General features: G+C 64.5%; 18 protein-coding genes. 14 read left to right on the top strand and 4 right to left on the bottom strand.

Annotation, left to right across the window (positions count from 1 at the left end; all coding sequences use genetic code 11):
- Positions 1-58 precede the first annotated feature (58 nt).
- Together QX034_RS31595 and QX034_RS31590 are read right to left on the bottom strand one after the other, a co-directional pair.
- The gene (locus QX034_RS31595) at positions 59-400 is read right to left on the bottom strand and encodes a hypothetical protein (protein WP_315703587.1); all 342 of its coding nucleotides are present in this window, start codon (positions 398-400) and stop codon (positions 59-61) included.
- Positions 401-536: 136 nt separating this feature from the next.
- Positions 537-1,115, bottom strand: coding sequence for a TetR/AcrR family transcriptional regulator (locus QX034_RS31590; protein ID WP_315703588.1), 579 nt, complete (start codon positions 1,113-1,115; stop codon positions 537-539).
- Positions 1,116-1,374: 259 nt separating this feature from the next.
- On the opposite strand from QX034_RS31590, the gene QX034_RS31585 reads away from it, so the two are divergent.
- The 8 genes from QX034_RS31585 to QX034_RS31550 all read left to right on the top strand — a co-directional run bounded on the left by QX034_RS31585 (position 1,375) and on the right by QX034_RS31550 (position 10,603).
- A complete protein-coding gene (locus QX034_RS31585; RefSeq protein ID WP_315703589.1) occupies positions 1,375-2,577 on the top strand; it encodes an alpha/beta hydrolase in 1,203 nt (400 codons plus the stop codon).
- A gap of 601 nt (positions 2,578-3,178) precedes the next feature.
- Positions 3,179-4,291 carry a dimethylsulfone monooxygenase SfnG gene (gene sfnG, locus QX034_RS31580; protein ID WP_315703590.1) on the top strand — a complete coding sequence of 371 codons (1,113 nt, stop codon included), beginning with the start codon at positions 3,179-3,181 and terminating at the stop codon, positions 4,289-4,291.
- Between the two features lie 37 nt (positions 4,292-4,328).
- Positions 4,329-5,219: an ABC transporter ATP-binding protein gene (locus tag QX034_RS31575; protein ID WP_315703591.1), complete on the top strand. Its 891-nt coding sequence runs from the start codon at positions 4,329-4,331 to the stop codon at positions 5,217-5,219.
- Positions 5,219-6,109 (top strand): branched-chain amino acid ABC transporter permease, encoded by an 891-nt coding sequence (locus QX034_RS31570; protein WP_315730935.1) that lies wholly within the window; start codon positions 5,219-5,221, stop codon positions 6,107-6,109. The genes QX034_RS31575 and QX034_RS31570 overlap by 1 nt, the downstream gene beginning before the upstream one ends.
- A gap of 8 nt (positions 6,110-6,117) precedes the next feature.
- Positions 6,118-7,173 carry a branched-chain amino acid ABC transporter permease gene (locus QX034_RS31565; protein ID WP_315704266.1) on the top strand — a complete coding sequence of 352 codons (1,056 nt, stop codon included), beginning with the start codon at positions 6,118-6,120 and terminating at the stop codon, positions 7,171-7,173.
- A 39-nt stretch (positions 7,174-7,212) separates the two neighbouring features.
- Positions 7,213-8,544, top strand: a complete 1,332-nt coding sequence (locus QX034_RS31560) for an ABC transporter substrate-binding protein (protein ID WP_315703593.1) — start codon at positions 7,213-7,215, stop codon at positions 8,542-8,544.
- 60 nt (positions 8,545-8,604) lie between these two features.
- The gene (locus tag QX034_RS31555; RefSeq protein ID WP_316166659.1) at positions 8,605-9,381 is read left to right on the top strand and encodes an ABC transporter ATP-binding protein; all 777 of its coding nucleotides are present in this window, start codon (positions 8,605-8,607) and stop codon (positions 9,379-9,381) included.
- A gap of 25 nt (positions 9,382-9,406) precedes the next feature.
- Positions 9,407-10,603 carry an acyl-CoA dehydrogenase family protein gene (locus QX034_RS31550; protein ID WP_315730931.1) on the top strand — a complete coding sequence of 399 codons (1,197 nt, stop codon included), beginning with the start codon at positions 9,407-9,409 and terminating at the stop codon, positions 10,601-10,603.
- A gap of 16 nt (positions 10,604-10,619) precedes the next feature.
- On the opposite strand, the gene QX034_RS31545 is transcribed toward QX034_RS31550, so the two are convergent.
- On the bottom strand, positions 10,620-11,072 hold the full coding sequence (locus QX034_RS31545; RefSeq protein WP_315703596.1) for a hypothetical protein: 453 nt from the start codon (positions 11,070-11,072) through the stop codon (positions 10,620-10,622).
- Between the two features lie 349 nt (positions 11,073-11,421).
- On the opposite strand from QX034_RS31545, the gene QX034_RS31540 reads away from it, so the two are divergent.
- The 3 genes from QX034_RS31540 (at position 11,422) to QX034_RS31530 (ending at position 13,303) form a co-directional block, all read left to right on the top strand.
- On the top strand, positions 11,422-11,670 hold the full coding sequence (locus QX034_RS31540; RefSeq protein WP_315703597.1) for a hypothetical protein: 249 nt from the start codon (positions 11,422-11,424) through the stop codon (positions 11,668-11,670).
- 170 nt (positions 11,671-11,840) lie between these two features.
- Entirely contained in the window at positions 11,841-12,431 is a 591-nt protein-coding gene (locus QX034_RS31535) for an NAD(P)H-dependent oxidoreductase (protein ID WP_315703598.1), read from the top strand.
- A 74-nt stretch (positions 12,432-12,505) separates the two neighbouring features.
- A complete protein-coding gene (locus QX034_RS31530) occupies positions 12,506-13,303 on the top strand; it encodes an alpha/beta hydrolase (RefSeq protein WP_316196253.1) in 798 nt (265 codons plus the stop codon).
- Between the two features lie 10 nt (positions 13,304-13,313).
- Here QX034_RS31530 and QX034_RS31525 read toward each other — a convergent pair whose 3' ends face one another.
- Positions 13,314-13,556, bottom strand: coding sequence for a hypothetical protein (locus tag QX034_RS31525; RefSeq protein WP_315703600.1), 243 nt, complete (start codon positions 13,554-13,556; stop codon positions 13,314-13,316).
- 273 nt (positions 13,557-13,829) lie between these two features.
- Between QX034_RS31525 and QX034_RS31520 the strand changes: the two genes are divergently transcribed.
- The 3 genes from QX034_RS31520 (at position 13,830) to QX034_RS31510 (ending at position 17,266) form a co-directional block, all read left to right on the top strand.
- The gene (locus tag QX034_RS31520) at positions 13,830-14,717 is read left to right on the top strand and encodes a LysR substrate-binding domain-containing protein (RefSeq protein ID WP_315703601.1); all 888 of its coding nucleotides are present in this window, start codon (positions 13,830-13,832) and stop codon (positions 14,715-14,717) included.
- Between the two features lie 300 nt (positions 14,718-15,017).
- Positions 15,018-16,343, top strand: coding sequence for an ArgE/DapE family deacylase (locus QX034_RS31515; RefSeq protein WP_315729174.1), 1,326 nt, complete (start codon positions 15,018-15,020; stop codon positions 16,341-16,343).
- Positions 16,340-17,266, top strand: coding sequence for a glyoxylate/hydroxypyruvate reductase A (locus QX034_RS31510; RefSeq protein WP_315703603.1), 927 nt, complete (start codon positions 16,340-16,342; stop codon positions 17,264-17,266). The genes QX034_RS31515 and QX034_RS31510 overlap by 4 nt, the downstream gene beginning before the upstream one ends.
- The last annotated feature ends 7 nt before the right edge of the window (positions 17,267-17,273 follow it).

Raw genomic sequence — 17,273 nt, 5'->3', positions numbered from 1 at the left:
TCGCAAATGGGCCAAAAGGCAACGAAGCACACTCGTCATATATGCAGGAGTCCGTAACTCAGGGCTGCACGGCGGTCCCATTCCATAGCCGAAATTCAACCGTCTCGTCCGGAGCGCCGTATTTCTGCCAGCTAAGCACTTCTTCGGCAGGATCATCGGTTATCCAAGCATCGCTTAGAACACCCGAAATCCGTATGATATTAATGACGCTGAGATTTCCGATGAGATCAGCGAGATAGCGTTCGACGGCGGTGACTTCGTCAATGCCCGACAAACCAGCAAGGATGCTCCCATGCGTGTGAGTGGGACATCCGTCGAAGCCCAGCGTCCAATCGCCGTCGGGACAGGTTACAAGAAATTTCAGCTGACCATCTGGGCTGACGTATTCGCCAATCGGCATCCAGTATGTTTCCACTCGTCGAAGCGGCCAAGCTCAAGGGGACGCGAACAGGACTAGCTGTTCATCCGGATTTCGACAATGGTCCGCTCTGGGCCCAAGAGCCGACACGAGGATATCCCGGCGGCGAATCTCCCGGTCATTTTGGTAACTGGCACCGTTGGCAACTGACATCCGCGAGCGCCTCGAATACAGCCGGTGATCGCTCCAAGCGGGCGATTGTTCGGGCGCCTTCGAGGGCGGCTACCAACGCGGTTGCGGTAGAGGACGCGCGCGTGGGAGCGAAACCGCACCCTCTAAAATGCTCAGCGATTATCTCGGTCGAATCGACAAATCCGCGCGCGACCCGCTTGGTCAGCTCAGCATCGAGCGCGGGCAGCTCATTCGCCAGATTTTGCATCAGGCATCCATAACGGAAATCGGAGGCGACCATTTCAGCCGCGAATGTGCTGAAAATCTGATGAACAAAGGTCAGAGCGTCGCCCGTCGTATTCGCGGAGATATTCCGCAATACCGCAATCCTGCTCGCGACGTAATGATCGATTGCTTCTTCTGCGAGCTGTGCCTTGCCGCGCGGAAAATGAAAGTAGAACGACCCTTTCGGTGCACCGCTTTCTTCAATGATCTGGGTCAATCCAGTCGCTGTGTAGCCTTGGATGCGAAACAGTCGTTCAGCTGTGGCAATCGCGCGAGCGCGGGCGTCAGTCTTACGTGGCATGCCGTGAACGTAGCACCTTCCGCTTGACGGTACTATGGCGATTGCCATACTATGGTGATCACCATAGAAAGAATCTCGTGATGCTCCTCTACCAATGCCCGGACCAAGCGCCTGCACGCGGACAGTGCGCGCCGTGATGAGTCATCCAGTTGGTCTCAAGTCATCGGCGTCCCGACGAGCCCTCTTAGCGATGGGCGCGGCCGGTCTGGTCGCGGCTTCCCTTCGACCGGGCCGCGCAAATCCCATAGGAGAAACCGATTTGGCCACAGCAACATATGGCGAGGGTACGCTTCCCAAGGGGGTTCGCTCGCGCATGATCCATGGGATCAACGGCCTCGATGTCCATATTCTCGAGGCTGGTTACGAAAGCCGCGGCCGGCCGCTCGTGCTGCTTCTGCACGGCTTTCCGGATCTGGCTTATGGCTGGCGACACCTGCTCCCGCTATTGGCTGACGCCGGGTACCATGTGGTGGCGCCCGACCAGCGGGGCTTTGGCCGCACCACCGGTTGGGTGAACAGCTATGACACTCCGCTTGAACCCTACAGCCTTTTGAACATGACGCGCGACGCCCTCGGACTGGTTTCGGCGTTGGGGTATCGGCGCACGGCAATGCTCGTCGGGCACGACTTCGGCTCACCCGTGGCCGCTTATTGTTCGCTGGCGCGCCCTGACGTCTTTCCCTCCGTGGTGCTGATGAGCGCACCGTTTCCCGGTCCGCCGGCGTTTCCTTTCAACACTGCGGAAAGCGAGGCATCGTCGGTCCAACCGAACACCGAAAATCAAAAGCTGGCGGCCGCGCTGGCGGCGCTCGATCCGCCGAGAGAGTATTACCAACAATATTTGAGCACACGGGGAGCGAACGATGACATGTGGCACCCCCCTCAAGGTCTACATGCGTTTCTTCGTGCATTTTTCTACGTCAAGAGCGCCGATTGGCCGGGAAACAAGCCGCATCCGTTGAAGGCGCGAACCGCCACAGAACTTGCAAAGATGCCCACCTATTACGTCATGGATCTTGGCAAGACGATGCCCCAGACCGTCGCTCCATTCCACCCTTCCGCAGCTGAGGTCCAGGCCTGCAAATGGCTGACTGAGCCGGAACTCGGAGTGTACACGGAGGAGTATGGCCGCACCGGGTTTCAAGGCGCCCTGCAGGCTTACCGGGTCTATTCCGATCCTGACCTGAACGCTGAGTTGCGCCTGTTTTCGGGCAAGACGATCGATGTCCCGTCGCTCTTCATCGGCGGAAAGAGCGATTGGGGCACCTATTCGGCGCCGGGCGCGGTCGATCTCATGAGGACGAAGGCGGCGACGAGGATGAGCGGCATCGAGCTGATCGACGGCGCCGGTCACTGGATCCAACAGGAGCAGCCGGCTCGGCTCAGCACGCTCCTGCTCGCCTTCATCAAGGAGGTGGGTGGGGCGGATCACATCAGCGATTTTGGATCTGGCGGCCGTTAGTCTCGGATGACGCGATCACTTTTGTTTTGTTGATCACACCGGCCAACATGCGTCGCGTCTGCCCTTAGTTGCCTCGCCTTCGTCCAGCTTGCGTCAATCAGGCCATGGTTGCGCGTTAATGAGTCCGCGCCCTCGTTGTCAAACAACGCGGAGGCATCGCCGGAGATGGGACAGGACAAATGATCCGTCCGGCGGGAATCTAAGAAACCCGCTTTTGCTTCTGCAATCAAATATAGACGGTCTTGGACTCGCTCGATGCGGTCTTCTCTGAGACACTTCGAACGTCGGTCGACGTTGGTTGACAGAGGGAACATGCATGATCGTCGATGATGATCGCCACGATAGCGATGCGGCTCCACTCATGAATGGCAGCCTGTTGCGCACGGTCTGCGCGTGGCTCTGTTGACGGTTTGATACGGCGGTCGCGACGCCGGCGCGTCGCGGCATCGGCAGGCGATGCCTGCTCATCTCGATATTTGGTGCAATCCAACACACGCGCACTGCCGGCTGGCGGCGCGAATGCCGGTTGTCGTCCTTATCCAGGCGGTGCCGGCATCCAGGCGGTGCCGGCGTGTGCTGATGAGGACAAAGCGAGGAAACAATGACGGCCAAAGAGTCAGCGATCAAGTTTGCCTATTGGGTGCCCAACGTTTCGGGCGGCCTGGTGATCTCCAAGATTCCGCAGCGGACGAGCTGGGACATTGGCTACAACAAGCGCTTGGCGCAGATCGCCGAAGAGAGCGGATTCGATTACGCGTTGAGCCAGATCCGCTTCACCGCCGGCTACGGCGCGGAGTATCAGCATGAATCGGTCTCGTTCAGCCATGCGCTGCTCGGAGCGACCACGCGGCTGAAGGTGATCGCGGCGATCCTGCCGGGACCCTGGCATCCGGCGGTGGTCGCCAAGCAGATCGCGACCATCAACCATCTCACCGAAGGCCGCGTGGCGGTGAACATCGTCAGCGGCTGGTTCCGTGGCGAGTTCGCCGCGATCGGCGAGCCCTGGCTCGACCATGACGAGCGCTACCGCCGCTCCGAGGAGTTCATCCGCGTGCTGCGCGGCATCTGGACCGAGGACAATTTCAATTTCCGCGGCGACTTCTATCGCTTCACGAATTATTCGCTGAAGCCGAAGCCGATCGATCCGCAGCCGGAAATCTTCCAGGGCGGCAGCTCGCGGGCGGCGCGCGACATGGCCTCGCGGGTGTCCGACTGGTACTTCACCAACGGCAATACGGTCGAGGGCATCAAGGCGCAGGTCGACGACATCAGGGCCAAGGCGAAGGCCAACAACCATTCGGTCAAGATCGGCGTCAACGCATTCGCGATCGCGCGCGATACCGAGGCCGAAGCGCAGGCCGTGCTGAAGGAGATTCTCGATCATGCCGATCCGGAGGCCGTCAACGCCTTCGCACATGAGGTGGCCAACGCGGGCAAGGCCTCACCGGAACGCGAGGGCAACTGGGCCAAATCGACCTTCGAAGATCTCGTTCAGTACAACGACGGCTTCAAGACCAACCTGATCGGCACGCCACAGCAGATTGCCGAACGCATCGTCGCGCTCAAGGAGGTCGGCGCCGATCTGATCCTGCTCGGCTTCCTGCATTTCCAGGAGGAGGTCGAGTATTTCGGCAAGCACGTGATCCCGCTGGTGCGCGAGCTCGAAGCCAAGGAGAGCTCCAAGGCGGGCGCGCGCGCCCAGGCCGCCGAGTAGGCGAGGGAGAGCCGCTTTGTCGGGATTGGCGACATGGATGGATGTGCTGGCCCTCGAGACGTATGCCCCGGGGACAGCGCGTCAGCTGCTCGCGGCGGAGGCGGCCGAACTGCCGGCTCGTGCGGACGTCCGCAGCCCGCGTCCGGTGCTGCGGCTCGCCAATATCTCGCTGTCGTTCGGCGGCGTCAGCGCCCTCCGGGACATCGATCTCGACGTCGCGGAGGGCGAGATCAGGGCCATAATCGGCCCGAATGGCGCCGGCAAGAGCTCGCTGCTGAATGTCGTCAGCGGGCTCTACCGGCCGGATGCCGGCGCCGTGTGGCTTGGCGATCGTGAGTTCCGTCAGGTGCCGACGGCGAGGCTGGCGAGCCATGGCGTTGCCCGCACCTTCCAGAATCTCGCGCTGTTCAAGGGATTGTCCGTCTTCGACAACGTGCTGATGGGCCTCGCGCATCGCGTCCGCGCCGGCTTTGTCCGCCAGATCATCGGTTCGCCGCTGGCGCGGCGCATCGAAGCAGAGAATCGCGTCGCCGCCGACGCGGTGATCGGTTTCCTGCATCTCGCCGATGTGCGGCGCCGGATCGCCGGCACGCTGCCTTACGGCCTGCAGAAGCGGGTCGAGCTGGCGCGCGCGCTGGTGGCTCGTCCACGCCTGCTGCTGCTCGATGAACCCTTTGCCGGAGTGACCCTGAGCGAGAAGCAGGAGCTGGCGCAGCACGTCCGCAATGCGCGCGACAGCTACGGCACCACGATCGTGCTGATCGAGCACGACATCGGCATCGTGATGGAGCTCTCCGATCACATCGCGGTGCTCGACTATGGCCGCAAGATCGCAGATGGGCGGCCGGAGGAGATCCGCGCCGATCAGGCCGTCGTGGACGCCTATCTCGGCGTCGCTCATGAGGACGAAGCGGAGCTTGCGATCTGATGTTCGACTATCAATTCCTGATCGAAGTCCTGATCGGCGGGCTGCTCTCCGGCGTGATGTATTCGCTGGTCGCGATCGGCTTCGTGCTGATCTACAAGACCTCGGGCGTGCTCAATTTTGCGCAAGGCGCGATGCTCCTGTTCGCCGCCTTGACCTTCGTCAGCCTGGTCGAGCGCGGCACGTCGTTCCCGTTGGCGCTCTTGGCGACGCTCGCGATCATGGTCGGGCTCGGTGTTGCGGTCGAACGCGCCGTGTTGCGGCCGCTGATCAACCAGCCGCCGATCACGCTGTTCACGGCGACGCTTGGTCTGTCCTATGTGATCGAGGGGACCGCGCAACTGGTGTGGGGCACTCAGGTGCACGGGCTCGATATCGGGGTCAGCGACACTCCCTTTGATGTCGGCGGGGTTTTCATCAGCCGCTTCGACCTGTTCGCGGCCGCAGTCGCCGGCAGTCTCGTCGCGCTGTTCACGCTGTTCTTCCGCTACACGCGCACCGGGCTCGCCTTTCGCGCCGTGGCCGACGATCAGTTTGCTGCGCTCGCAGTGGGGCTGCGGCTGCCACGGGTCTGGGCCGCAGTGTGGACGGCGGCCGGGATCGTCGCGCTGGTCGCCGGCTTGTTGTGGGGGGCGCGGCTCGGCGTGCAGTTCTCGCTGTCGCTGGTCGTGCTCAAGGCCCTGCCGGTGCTGGTGCTCGGCGGCTTCGACTCGATCGCCGGCGCGATTATTGGCGGGCTCCTGATCGGCGCCATCGAGAAGCTCGCGGAGGTCTATGTCGGGCCGTTCTTCGGCGGCGGCATCGAGGCTTGGGCGGCCTATGTGGTGGCGCTGGCGCTGCTCCTGGTGCGCCCGTCCGGCCTGTTCGGCCAGAAGCTGGTCGAAAGGGTGTAGCCGTGACGATGATCCTCGATGCGACCGTGACCCCGACGAAACCGTCGCTGCTCAAGGCCAATTTGCTCGGCGTGGTGATCCTGCTCGTGCTGGCTTACGGCCTCGTGCCGCTGATCGGCTCGGACTATCTGATGGATGCGGTGCTGACGCCGTTCCTGGCGCTGGCGCTCGCGGCGGTCGGGCTCAACGTGCTGACCGGCTATGCCGGGCAGGTGTCACTGGGCTCCGCGGCGTTCCTCGCTGTCGGGGCTTATGCTGCCTACAATCTCAATCTTCGCGTGCCGGAGCTGCCGCTGCTCGCCGACATCGTGCTGGCGGGAGTGGTCGCCGCCCTGTTCGGCATCATCTTCGGCCTGCCCAGCCTGCGGCTGCGCGGCTTCTACCTGGCCGTCTCGACCTTGGCCGCGCAGTTCTTCGTGCAGTGGGCGCTGACCAAGTTCGGCTGGTTCTCAAACGACAATCCATCGGGCGTGATCGACGCGCCGGTGATCCGCATCGGTCGTCTCACCTTCACAAGCGCGATCGGACGCTACGTCTTTACGTTGACCGTCGTCGCGTTCGCGACCGCACTGACCGCCAGGCTCCTGGCCTCGCAGACCGGCCGCAACTTCATCGCGGTGCGTGACCATGAGGTGGCGGCGAAGGTGATCGGGGTGCCGCTGTTGCGCACCAAGCTGCTGGCCTTTGCGGTGTCCTCGTTCCTGATCGGCGTCGCGGGGGTGCTGTGGGCCTTCGCGTATCTGCGCACGGTCGAGCCGGCCGGCTTCAACCTCGATCGCTCGTTTCAGATCCTGTTCATCATCATCATCGGCGGGCTCGCCTCGCTGCGTGGCGCCTTCGTGGGCGCGGCCTTCATCGTCGCGTTTCCGCTGCTGCTGTCGCGGCTCGGAGCTGCGCTGCTCGGCGGCCTGTTCGACTCCGGCGTGCTCGAAATGAGCCAGCGCATCGTGATCGGTGCGCTGATCATCGTCTTCCTGATCGCCGAGCCGCGCGGGCTGATCGCGTTGCTCGATCGGGCCTGGGCCTCGCTGCGTCGCGCCAAGCCGCAGACCACCGCAACCTGACGACAGACCTGAGACAGCCTCACGAGAAAAGGAGCTATGATGACCGTGTTCAGACGAGTGAAAATGGCGATGGGGGCGGCGTTCGCGCTCGGCCTCGCCACGACGGTATCGGTCAAGGCGGACGAGCAGTTCTTCCCGCTGCAGAGCTATCGCGTCGGGCCTTACGCAGCCGGTGGCACCGGTTTCTTCGGCGGCTTCATCGACTATCTCAACCTGATCAACATCCGCGACGGCGGCGTTGGCGGCGTCAAGTTGACCTGGGACGAGGGCGAGACCCAGTACGAGGTCGAGCGCGGCGTCGAGGTCTATGAGCGGCTGAAGAGCCGGCCGGGCGTGGCGGCCTGGAATCCGCTCTCGGTCGGCATCGCCTACGCGATGATCGACCGCATCACCAAGGACAAGGTGCCGCTGATCACGATCAACCACGGCCGCACCGATTCCACCGATGGCCGCGTGTTCCCTTACGTGTTTCCGCTGCTGCTCAATCCCTACAGCGAGACCTCGGGCATCGTGAACTACATCGCCTCGCGCGAGGGCGGGCCGGAGAAACTGAAGGGCAAGAAGATCATCGTGCTCTATCACGGCTCGCCCTATGGCAAGGAGACGATCCCGATCTACAAGCTGCTTGCGGACAAATACGGCTTCGCGCTCGAGCAGATCGAGGTGCCGCATCCCGGCAATGAGCAGCAGTCGCAATGGCTGTCGATCCGGCGCGCCAAGGCCGACTACGTCGTGCTGCGCGGCTGGGGCGTGATGAACCCGGTGGCGCTGAAGACGGCGCAGAAGGTCGGCTTCCCGGTCGACCACATCATCGGGAACGTCTGGTCCAACTCCGAGGAAGACGTGATCCCGGCCGGCGATGCCGCCAAGGGCTACGTCGCGATCACGACGCAGGCCTCCGGCGCGGAATATCCGGTCCTGCAGGAGATCATCAAGACCGTGTACGGCGGCGGCAAGGGCAATCTCGACGACAAGAAGCGGATCGGCAGCGTCTACCACAATCTCGGCATCGTGAACGGCATCCTCAACGTGGAGGCGGTCAGGATCGCGCAGGAGAAGTTCGGTAAGCGCACTTTGACCGGCGACGAGGTGCGCTGGGGCTTCGAACATCTGCAGCTCGACCCAGCACGGGTCGAGGCACTCGGCGCCAAGGGTCTATTTCATTCGATCCACGTCACCTGGGATAATCACGAGGGCGATGGCCGTGTGACCTTCCAGCAATGGGACGGCGCCAAGTGGAAGGTGGTGTCCGACTGGATCTCGCCGGACTGGGCGGCGCTGCGGCCGATCATCGAGAAATCCTCGACCGCCTATGCGCAGGAGCACGGCATCAAGATCCGCAGCTCCGGCGACGAGCCGGTCGGACAATGACGGCAGACCCGATGCGCGGGAGCAGGCCTGCCGCGCATCGCCATCCAAGGACGGTCCATCATGAGTGACGTGCTGTTGTCGGTCGAACATCTGGCGGCGACCTACGACCAGGCGATTTGCGCGGTCAGCGACGTGTCGGTCGCGGTCGAGCGCGGCGAGATCGTCGCGCTGCTCGGCGCCAACGGCGCCGGCAAGTCGACGACGCTGCAAGCGGTCTCGGCGCTGCTGCCGGCGCGGCGCGGCCAGGTCACCGCCGGCCGCATCGCCTTTGATGGACGTGACGTCACCTCTGTCGCAGCCGCGGAGCTGGTGCGCGCCGGCCTCGTGCCGGTGCTCGAGGGGCGCCATTGCTTCGCCTCGCTGACCGTGGAGGAGAACCTGATCACCGGCGCGATCGGCCGCGACGCCAGGCGGGGAGACATCCGCGACGGCCTCGATCGTGTGTATGCGCTGTTTCCGCAGCTTGCGCGGCACCGCCGGTCGGTGGCGGGCCTGACCTCCGGTGGCGAGCAGCAGATGACGGCGATCGGCCGCGCGCTGATGTCGCGCCCGCGGCTTCTCGTGCTCGACGAGCCCTCGATGGGGCTGGCGCCGCTGGTGGTCGAAGCCATCTTCCGCGCGCTCAAGACGCTGAACGCCGAGCAGGGATTGTCGCTCCTGGTCGCCGAGCAGAATTCGACCGTGGCGCTGCGCTTCGCGGACCGCGCGATCGTGCTGGAGGGCGGCCGCAGCGTGCTGTCCGGCCCCGCGCGCGAGCTGCGGCGGCGCGCCGACATCAAGCATCTCTATCTCGGCGGCGCTGCGGCGCCGGCGCATTCAACCCAGGCCGTGGCCTGACTTCAGGGAAAAGAGGAGACCCCGCATGCCGACCAGCACCGCCGTACGCAAGCTCGAGGAAGGTCCGTATCCGCAGCTCGACACCGTGATCGAGCAGGTGGTCAGGGCCAATGCCGACCGCAACGATCGCGAAGGCCGCTTTCCGCGCGAGAACCTGCTGGCGCTCGCCGAGGCCGGCTGGACCGGCGTGCTGAACGCGCCGCGCTTCGGCGGGCTCGGGCTCGGCCATGTCGATTTCGCGGAAGCTGCCTATCGGATCGGCCAGGCCGATGCCTCGACCGGCCTCGTCTATGTCATGCACGTCGGCGCGGCCCAGACCATCAACCTGTTCGGCTCCGACGACCAGAAGGAGCGCTGGCTGAAGGCGAACAACGGCACGCTGCTCGGTACCTATTCGACCAGCGAGCGCGCCACCGGCGGGCACTGGTGGTACAACCTGTCGGAGGCCTCGCGCGACGGCGACGATTACAGGCTCAATGCCGAGAAGTCGTTCACGACGAGCTCGGGGCAGGCCGACTTCTACGTCGCGCAGACGCGCACGCCCGGCGCCAAGGACCAGGCCGACATCATCTTCTTCATCGTCGACGGCAAGGCCGATGGCATCGAGTCGCGGCCATGGGAGGCGCTCGGCGTCCGCGCCAACCATTCCGGCCCGATCCGCTACGCCAATGTGCTGATACCGCAGCGCGACCGGCTCGGCGCCGAAGGGCAGGGCAAGGAGATCATCTATGACGGCGTGTCGCCGGTCTACCTGATCGGGCTCGGCGCGGTGTGGGAAGGCCTGGCGCGCGGTGTGCTCAATGCCGCGGTCGCGCATACGACCGGTTTCGTGCACAAGGACAGGAACAAGAGCCTGTCGGACTATCAGGCGATCCGTCAGGAACTCGGCGCGGCCAAGGTGCTGGTGGAGAGCCTGCGGCCGTGGCGGATCGAGCTGGCCGAAAAGCTCGACGAGCTGTGGCGGGCGGGACGGCCGCAGAGCGAGATCCTGATCCCGCTGACCGAGTTCAAGGTCCATGCCGCCGAGGTCGCCAACAAGGTGGCCTCGTCAGCGCTGACCGTTACCGGCGGCTATGGCTACCACCGCGGCCCGATCGAGCGCGCTTTCCGTGATGCACGCGCGGCGATCGCGATGGGGCCGTCCAACATCATCGCACGCGAATGGATCGGCAAGGCGCTGGTCGGCCTGCCGCTGGAGCTGTTCTACGAAGGAGGAGAGTGACGGCGCGCCGCCGCGGTCAGTCGACCGTTGCGATCTCGAGCGCGATCTCGTCGAGGACGGCCTGCTCGGCATCGACAGGCTCGGTCCGGACGCTCTCGCGCTCGGCATCTTCGCCTTCGAGGTCGTCGAAATCGCTTTCGTCAACCTCCTGGAGTTCGTGCTCCTCGGCTTCCATGGCTTCGGCGACCAGCTCTGCCGCGACCAGCGCCTCCGTGGCCTCCGCCGCGGCCTCGTCTCCATCAGCGGGGGATGAGACCTCCCGCGTCGTTGCCTGGAACCAGGACGAGAATTTCTGCGCCAGGCCCGCCTCGAATGCGGCGAGATTGAAATCCTTGCCGTCATCGTTCACGATGACGACCTGCCAGCCCTGGCTTTCCAGGACGCGCGCGTTGGCGAGGACGATCAGGGCACTCTCGCGCTGTTTGCGAACTTTTTGGTTATCGCGCTCCGCGATCATCGTGTACGCCATGACCTGCCTCCCTCACGCCCACACTCGGAACCGCCGCTAATACGCCGCCAGACTGTGCGCGGGGCGGGGCCGCAATGCGGTCCGGTCGTGACGATTTGGCGGCGCGCACAAGTTCCTGCCGTGACGGATTTGTCCGCACATGCCTCGCGCTGAGAGTCGCAGCTGCAACAGCCGGCAAAATTCTGGTGCACGGAGAAACGCGCGTGTTGAAGGCGCGTATCGACGTGTCATGATTTGATTCTGCGGCGGCGGCGCTGCTTCGCGGGGAGCGGGCAGCGGGGGTGGATCGAGGCAAACAGCAGGCAATGTGGGGGCGACGATGCGGACTGATCTGTTCAGGATACCGAACTTGACGCTTGCGGCCGCAGGCTTGGCGGCCTGTGTCGCAATGCTGCCATCGGCGAGCAGCGCCTTCACGGAAGACGATCAGCGCCGGCTCTGCACCGGCGACGTCTTCCGGCTGTGCTCGTCGGAAATTCCCGACCGCGACCGCATCGTGGCCTGCATGCAGCGCCAGCGCGCGAGCCTCAGTGCCGGCTGCCGCAGCGTGTTCGGCAAACCGACCGAGCGCTCGGCTTCGGTCTCGGTGATGCGATAGTCGATCCCTAAACGCCTCGGCGCGGTGGTCGCGTGCCGACGTCCCGCCGTTTGCGCTCGCCCCTCGCGCCGCGGGCGGGAAGTCTGCGCGCTGCAGGAGCGAGGGCCGTTCGGAAGACAGAGGCAGGCATGCTACTCTGGCTCGAACATGCCATCCGGAGGTGACCTGCCATGAGTTTCCGCATCCTGGTGCTGTACGGCTCCTATCGCTCCGATCGGATGGGCATCCGCCTTGCCCATTTCGTCGTCGAAGGCCTGCGCGCCAAGGGCGTGGATGTCGAACTGATCGATGCCAAGGCGGTCGGCCTTCCCATGCTCGACCGCATGTACAAGGAATACAAAAAGGGCGAGGCGCCTGCGCCGATGGAAGAGCTGGCGGGGAAGATCCGCGCGGCCGACGGCTTCGTCTTCGTCACCGGCGAATATAATTGGGGCCTGCAGCCGGGGCTGAAGAACCTCACCGACCATTTCCTGGAGGAGTGGTTCTGGCGTCCGGCGGCAATCGCAAGCTATTCCGCCGGCCGTCTGTCGGGCGCCCGCGCGGCCACGGCCTGGCACGGGACGCTCTCGGAGATGGGCATGGTGGTGGTGTCGAGCACGCTCGCCGTCGGGCCGATTGCGCAGACGCTGTCGGCGGATGGTGAGCCGACCGGCGAGGCGGGCAAGGCGCTGGCGCACGCGTTTCCGCGCTTCGCCGACGATCTGTTGTGGTGGGCGGAGGCTGCGACAGCCCAGCGCGAGCGAAAGCCGCCGCCTTATTGAGAATTAGATCGGCGTTTCGAGCTCCGTCATTGTGATCGAGGCAATCCAGATTCGTTTCGCCGAGGAACGCAAACTTGTTGCGCCGCCTGTCTTCATCCCCATTTTGCCACGTAAGGGGAGCAGGAGAAATTCGTATGCCGTTCGCCACTCATCGCGGACAGCGCCTTCACTACGCCGTGGATGGTGCTGGACCGCTCGTCGTTCTGCAGCATGGCCTGTTGCTCGACGGCGCGAGCTGGCGACGGTGCGGCATCGTCGACGTGCTGGCGCAGGACTTCCGCGTTGTTTGCGTGGATTCTCTCGGCCATGGCCGCAGTGATAAGCCGGCTGATCCTGCGCTCTACGCGCAGGATCAGCGCGCGGGAGACATTGTCGCCGTGATCGATGATCTCGGCTGTGAACGCGCGCATGTCATTGGCCATTCCATGGGCGGCTGGCTCGCGGTCGGCGTCGCCAAGGATTACGCCAGCCGGTTGTCGTCACTCGTGGTGGCTGGCTGGAACCTGATGAGCGGATTGGCGCCGGGCACGAACGGGCCGGTCACTTTCGACAGCTTCATGAAATTCGCCCGAGCGACGGCACCTAAGCTGACGGAATGGGTGACGTCCGAGCACGAGGCGGGCGTGCGTGCCTGCTTCGAGGCACTCTACGAGCTGGAAGGCGCGGAACAGGCCGTGCTCGGTCTTACGCAGCCGGTGATGTTGTGGAACGGCCGCCATGACCCGGCGCATGATCCAATGCAGGCCTTTGCCAAAGCACACGGCCTGCACGACCTGTCGACTGAAGGCGATCATCTCGGCATGTTGTTCAGGCACGGCGCTGAAGGCGCACGAGGCCTGCGCGCCTTCCTGCACCGGACCTCATCCGACTAGGCAATCTGTGTCAGCGCGACGGCTCCGCGGCGCCGCTGCTGACCGATTTCTGCCGCGCTGGCGCGCTGGCACCGGGCTCCTGGCATGGCAGCTCGGTCCAGGTCCCGTCCGGCGCCTGCTGATAGGCACGGCAGGGCGATGACATCGCCTGTTGATCGTCGGTCTTTGGTGTCGGGGAATTCTTCGCCAGCGCTGGCGCCGCCGCAACGAGGGCCGCCAGCGAACCGGCGAAGATCACGTCGGTGATCCGCATCTTCCGGGTTCTCCTGCTCGAAGCGGTCACGATTTCAGAAGAGGATTATGGAAAATTTTAGGCAATGCCGGCTTGGCGCCGCAGTCTGGTGAATGGGGCCGGGATTACCGAGGCCTGAAAAGGGAACCGTCGCGGCCATGAAGCCGGCTTAGACTCGCTCAAAAGCCGGTGTGGGCTGGTTTCGCTGCCCCGCAGGGAAGGGGTGTGGAGCGGATGTCCCGGCGGCTCGGCAGCAGCGTTCGAACAAGTCGTCGCGTGTCGAGTATTAACCCAATGACCACATCCCGATTGCCTTCTCTCATTGCTTTGCGTGCTTTCGAGGCGGTGGGGCGTACCGGCAGCGTGCGCTCAGCCGGAGACGAACTCGCAGTCAGCCATACCGTCATCTCACGGCACCTGCAGAACCTGCAGCGAAGCCTTGGCGTGGGGCTCGTCCGGCCGGTCGGGCGAGGCATCGCGCTCACCGGTGTCGGCCAATTGTTTCATGCGCAGGTGAAACAGGGCTTCGACATCATCGCGCGCGCCACGTTGATGGTGCGGCCTGCGTCGCGACCGACCCTGAAGATTTGGTGCATTCCAGGCATCGTCACCCGGCGCCTGTTGCCGCGACTGCCGGAACTGACGGGACCACCGCACCATTGGGACATCAATCTGCAGCCGACGCTTTCGCGCCCCGACTTGGCGCGCGGCGAGGCCGATGCCGAGATCGTGTATGCCGACAAGGTCGACACCAATGGTGCGCTGATGGCGGAAGCGCTGCTGCGCCCGCGCGTGTTTCCGGTGGCAAGCCCTGCTTACCTCGCGCGCCATCCCGACATCTCGACATTGGCAGGCCTTGCGGCGGCCGCACTGAACTACGAGGAAACCACCGAGCAATGGGAACGCTGGTTTACCCTGGCCGGTCATTCCGAGTCGGGCTCGTTGCAGGGGCAGACGCTGTGGCACACCCATCTTGCGATCGAAGCGGCTCGGTTCGGGCACGGTGTGGCGCTCGCCAACGACATTCTCGTCGACGACGATCTGCGCTCCGGAGCATTGGTCGAGGTTATTCCATCTTCAATCTATATGGGCTCCTATCAGCTCGTTGCGCTCAAGGAGCGCTGGGATGAACCTACGATCGTCGCGCTGCGGCTGTGGCTGAAGACGGTTCTCGCGGAATAGCTTTGGCGCGTGCGGCGAAGCGAAGCACCAGCCGCGCTGGCGACGCATGGGTGAATGCGCGCTGCGCAATTCGCAGCTCGCGCAGCCGCCTCCGATGAGCGGATATTGGTCACGCCGCTCAAGGCGTGCACAGCCTTTGCGTAAGCGCTGAGCGCCTCGACGCCGGCCGGCGGTCGAGCGCGCCCCGATCATCACCAACGAAGCCGGGCACTGGTGGACGCCGGGCCAACGATGCTGGATAAGTGCCCCGCTGTGTCATGCTGATGGCAGAGTTGAAGCGAGCGGCGAGGGGCGAGGACTGTGACGGACAAGACGGCAGCGGTGCCGAACGACGTGATGGAGCGGCTGCGTGCCGCGATCGATCGGAACTTTCAGGATCAGGTCGCATTTCTGCAGAAGCTCGTGCAGTTCAGGAGCCTGCGCGGCGAGGAGGCGCCGGCGCAGGATTGGCTCGCCAAGCAGTTCGAGGCGCGCGGCTACAAGGTCGATCGGTTCAGCCTCGCCGATGTCGATCTGGCGCGCCATCCGAAAGCCGCACCGATGGACGCCATTGCGCTCGAAGGCTCCAAGCAGGTCGTGGCGACACTCGAGAGCGATGGCAAGGGCCGCAGCCTGATCCTGCAAGGGCACGTCGATGTGGTGCCGGAAGGTCCAGCGGACCTCTGGGCCGATCCGCCCTATGAGGCCATCGTTCGCGATGGCTGGATGATCGGCCGTGGCGCGCAGGACATGAAGGGCGGCGTCTCCGCGATGATATTCGCGCTTGATGCGATCAGGTCGGCCGGCTTCCTGCCGGACGGGCGCATTCATCTCGAGACCGTCACGGAGGAGGAGAGCACCGGCAATGGCGCGCTCGCGACGCTGATGCGCGGTTACTCCGCCGATGCCTGCCTGATCCCGGAGCCGACCGGTCATACGCTGACGCGCGCCCAGGTCGGCGCGGTCTGGTTCCGGCTGCGGGTGCGCGGCGCGCCGGTGCATGTCGCCTATTCCGAAACCGGCACCAGCGCGATCCTCTCGGCGATGCACCTGGTGCGCGCGTTTCAGGACTACACCGCCGGGATCAACGCCAGGGCCGCTGCGAACAAATGGTTTGGTGCGGTCAAGAATCCCATCAAGTTCAACGTCGGCATCATCAAGGGCGGCGATTGGGCGAGTTCGACGGCGGCGTGGTGCGAGCTCGACTGCCGGCTCGGCATCCTGCCCGGCGAGACGCCTCAGCAGGCAATGGCCGGCATCGAGCGTTGCCTGGCCGAGGCACAGGCGAGCGACAGCTTCCTGTCGAGCAATCCGGCCGAATTGATCTGGAGCGGCTTTCAGGCCGATCCTGCCGTATGCGAGCCCGGCAGCGCGGCGGAAGCCGCGCTCGCCGCCGTGCATGAGCGCGTGTTCGAGCGACCGCTGGAAGACCGGCTGTCCACTGCGGTCAACGATACCCGGTACTACACGGTCGATTACGGCATTCCGGCGCTATGCTATGGGCCGTACGGCATAGGTCCGCATGCCTTTGACGAGCGCGTCGAACTCGACAGCGTGCGCAAGACCACCTTGAGCATCGCGCTGTTCATCGCCCAATGGTGCGGTCTGCGTGCGGCGGCATCGAGCGATTGGTCGCCGGTCGCATGATTTCCGTCGCTTTTCTCAGTACGCCGGGTCTGATGGATCCGCTGGAGCCATTGCTTCGGCGCGAGCTGCCCGGCCTTACCTGCGCATCCTGGCCGGAAGAAGCCTCGCGCGAGGCCGAGCTTGCGGTGTGCTGGAAGCCGCAAGCCGGCGCGCTCGCCGCGATGCCCAATCTGAAGCTGATCCATTCGATCGCGGCCGGCGTCGACAACATCCTCGCCGATCCGAGTGTGCCGGACCGGCCGGTCTGTCGTATCGTCGATCCCGACATCAGCGTTGCGATGACCGAATTCGTGCTGTGGAGCACGCTGTATTTCCACCGCGATTTCGACCGGGTGATTGATAATGCGCGGACCGGTGCCTGGCATCGCTATGCGCAGCGGGCGCCGCAGGATACGCGTGTCGGCATTCTCGGGCTCGGTACGCTCGGCACCGATGCGGCGCGCCGGCTGGTCGATCTCGGCTTTTCGGTCAGCGCCTGGTCGCGCTCGGCCAAGACAGCCGATGGCATCAGGACCTTCAGCGGTGCTGCGGCGCTCGATGCGTTCCTCGGCGAGGTCGACATACTGGTGTCGCTGCTGCCGCTGACGCCGTCGACCCTGGGGCTGCTCAACGCCGAGCGCCTGAGCCGGTTGCCGAAGGGGGCCGCGCTCGTCCTGTGCAGCCGGGGCGAGCATCTCATTGCCGACGACCTGGTTGCGCTGCTGCGGACGGGTCACCTGCGCGGGGCCGTGCTCGACGTGTTCGAGCGCGAGCCGCTGCCTGCAGATCATCCATTGTGGCGCGAACCAGGCGTACTGGTGACGCCGCACATGGCCGCGATCGCCTCGTGGACGGTGATTGCTCAGCAGATCGCGGAGAATGTCCGCCGGCTCAAGCGCGGCGAGCCCCTGCTTAACGCGGTCGATCGCGCTCGCGGCTACTGAGCCGAAC

The sequence above is a fragment of the Bradyrhizobium sp. SZCCHNR3119 genome, from assembly GCF_032487775.1.
GTDB lineage: Bacteria > Pseudomonadota > Alphaproteobacteria > Rhizobiales > Xanthobacteraceae > Bradyrhizobium.
The sequence above is the reverse complement of the archived record's forward strand: the minus strand, read 5'-3'. Positions and strand labels throughout refer to the sequence as shown.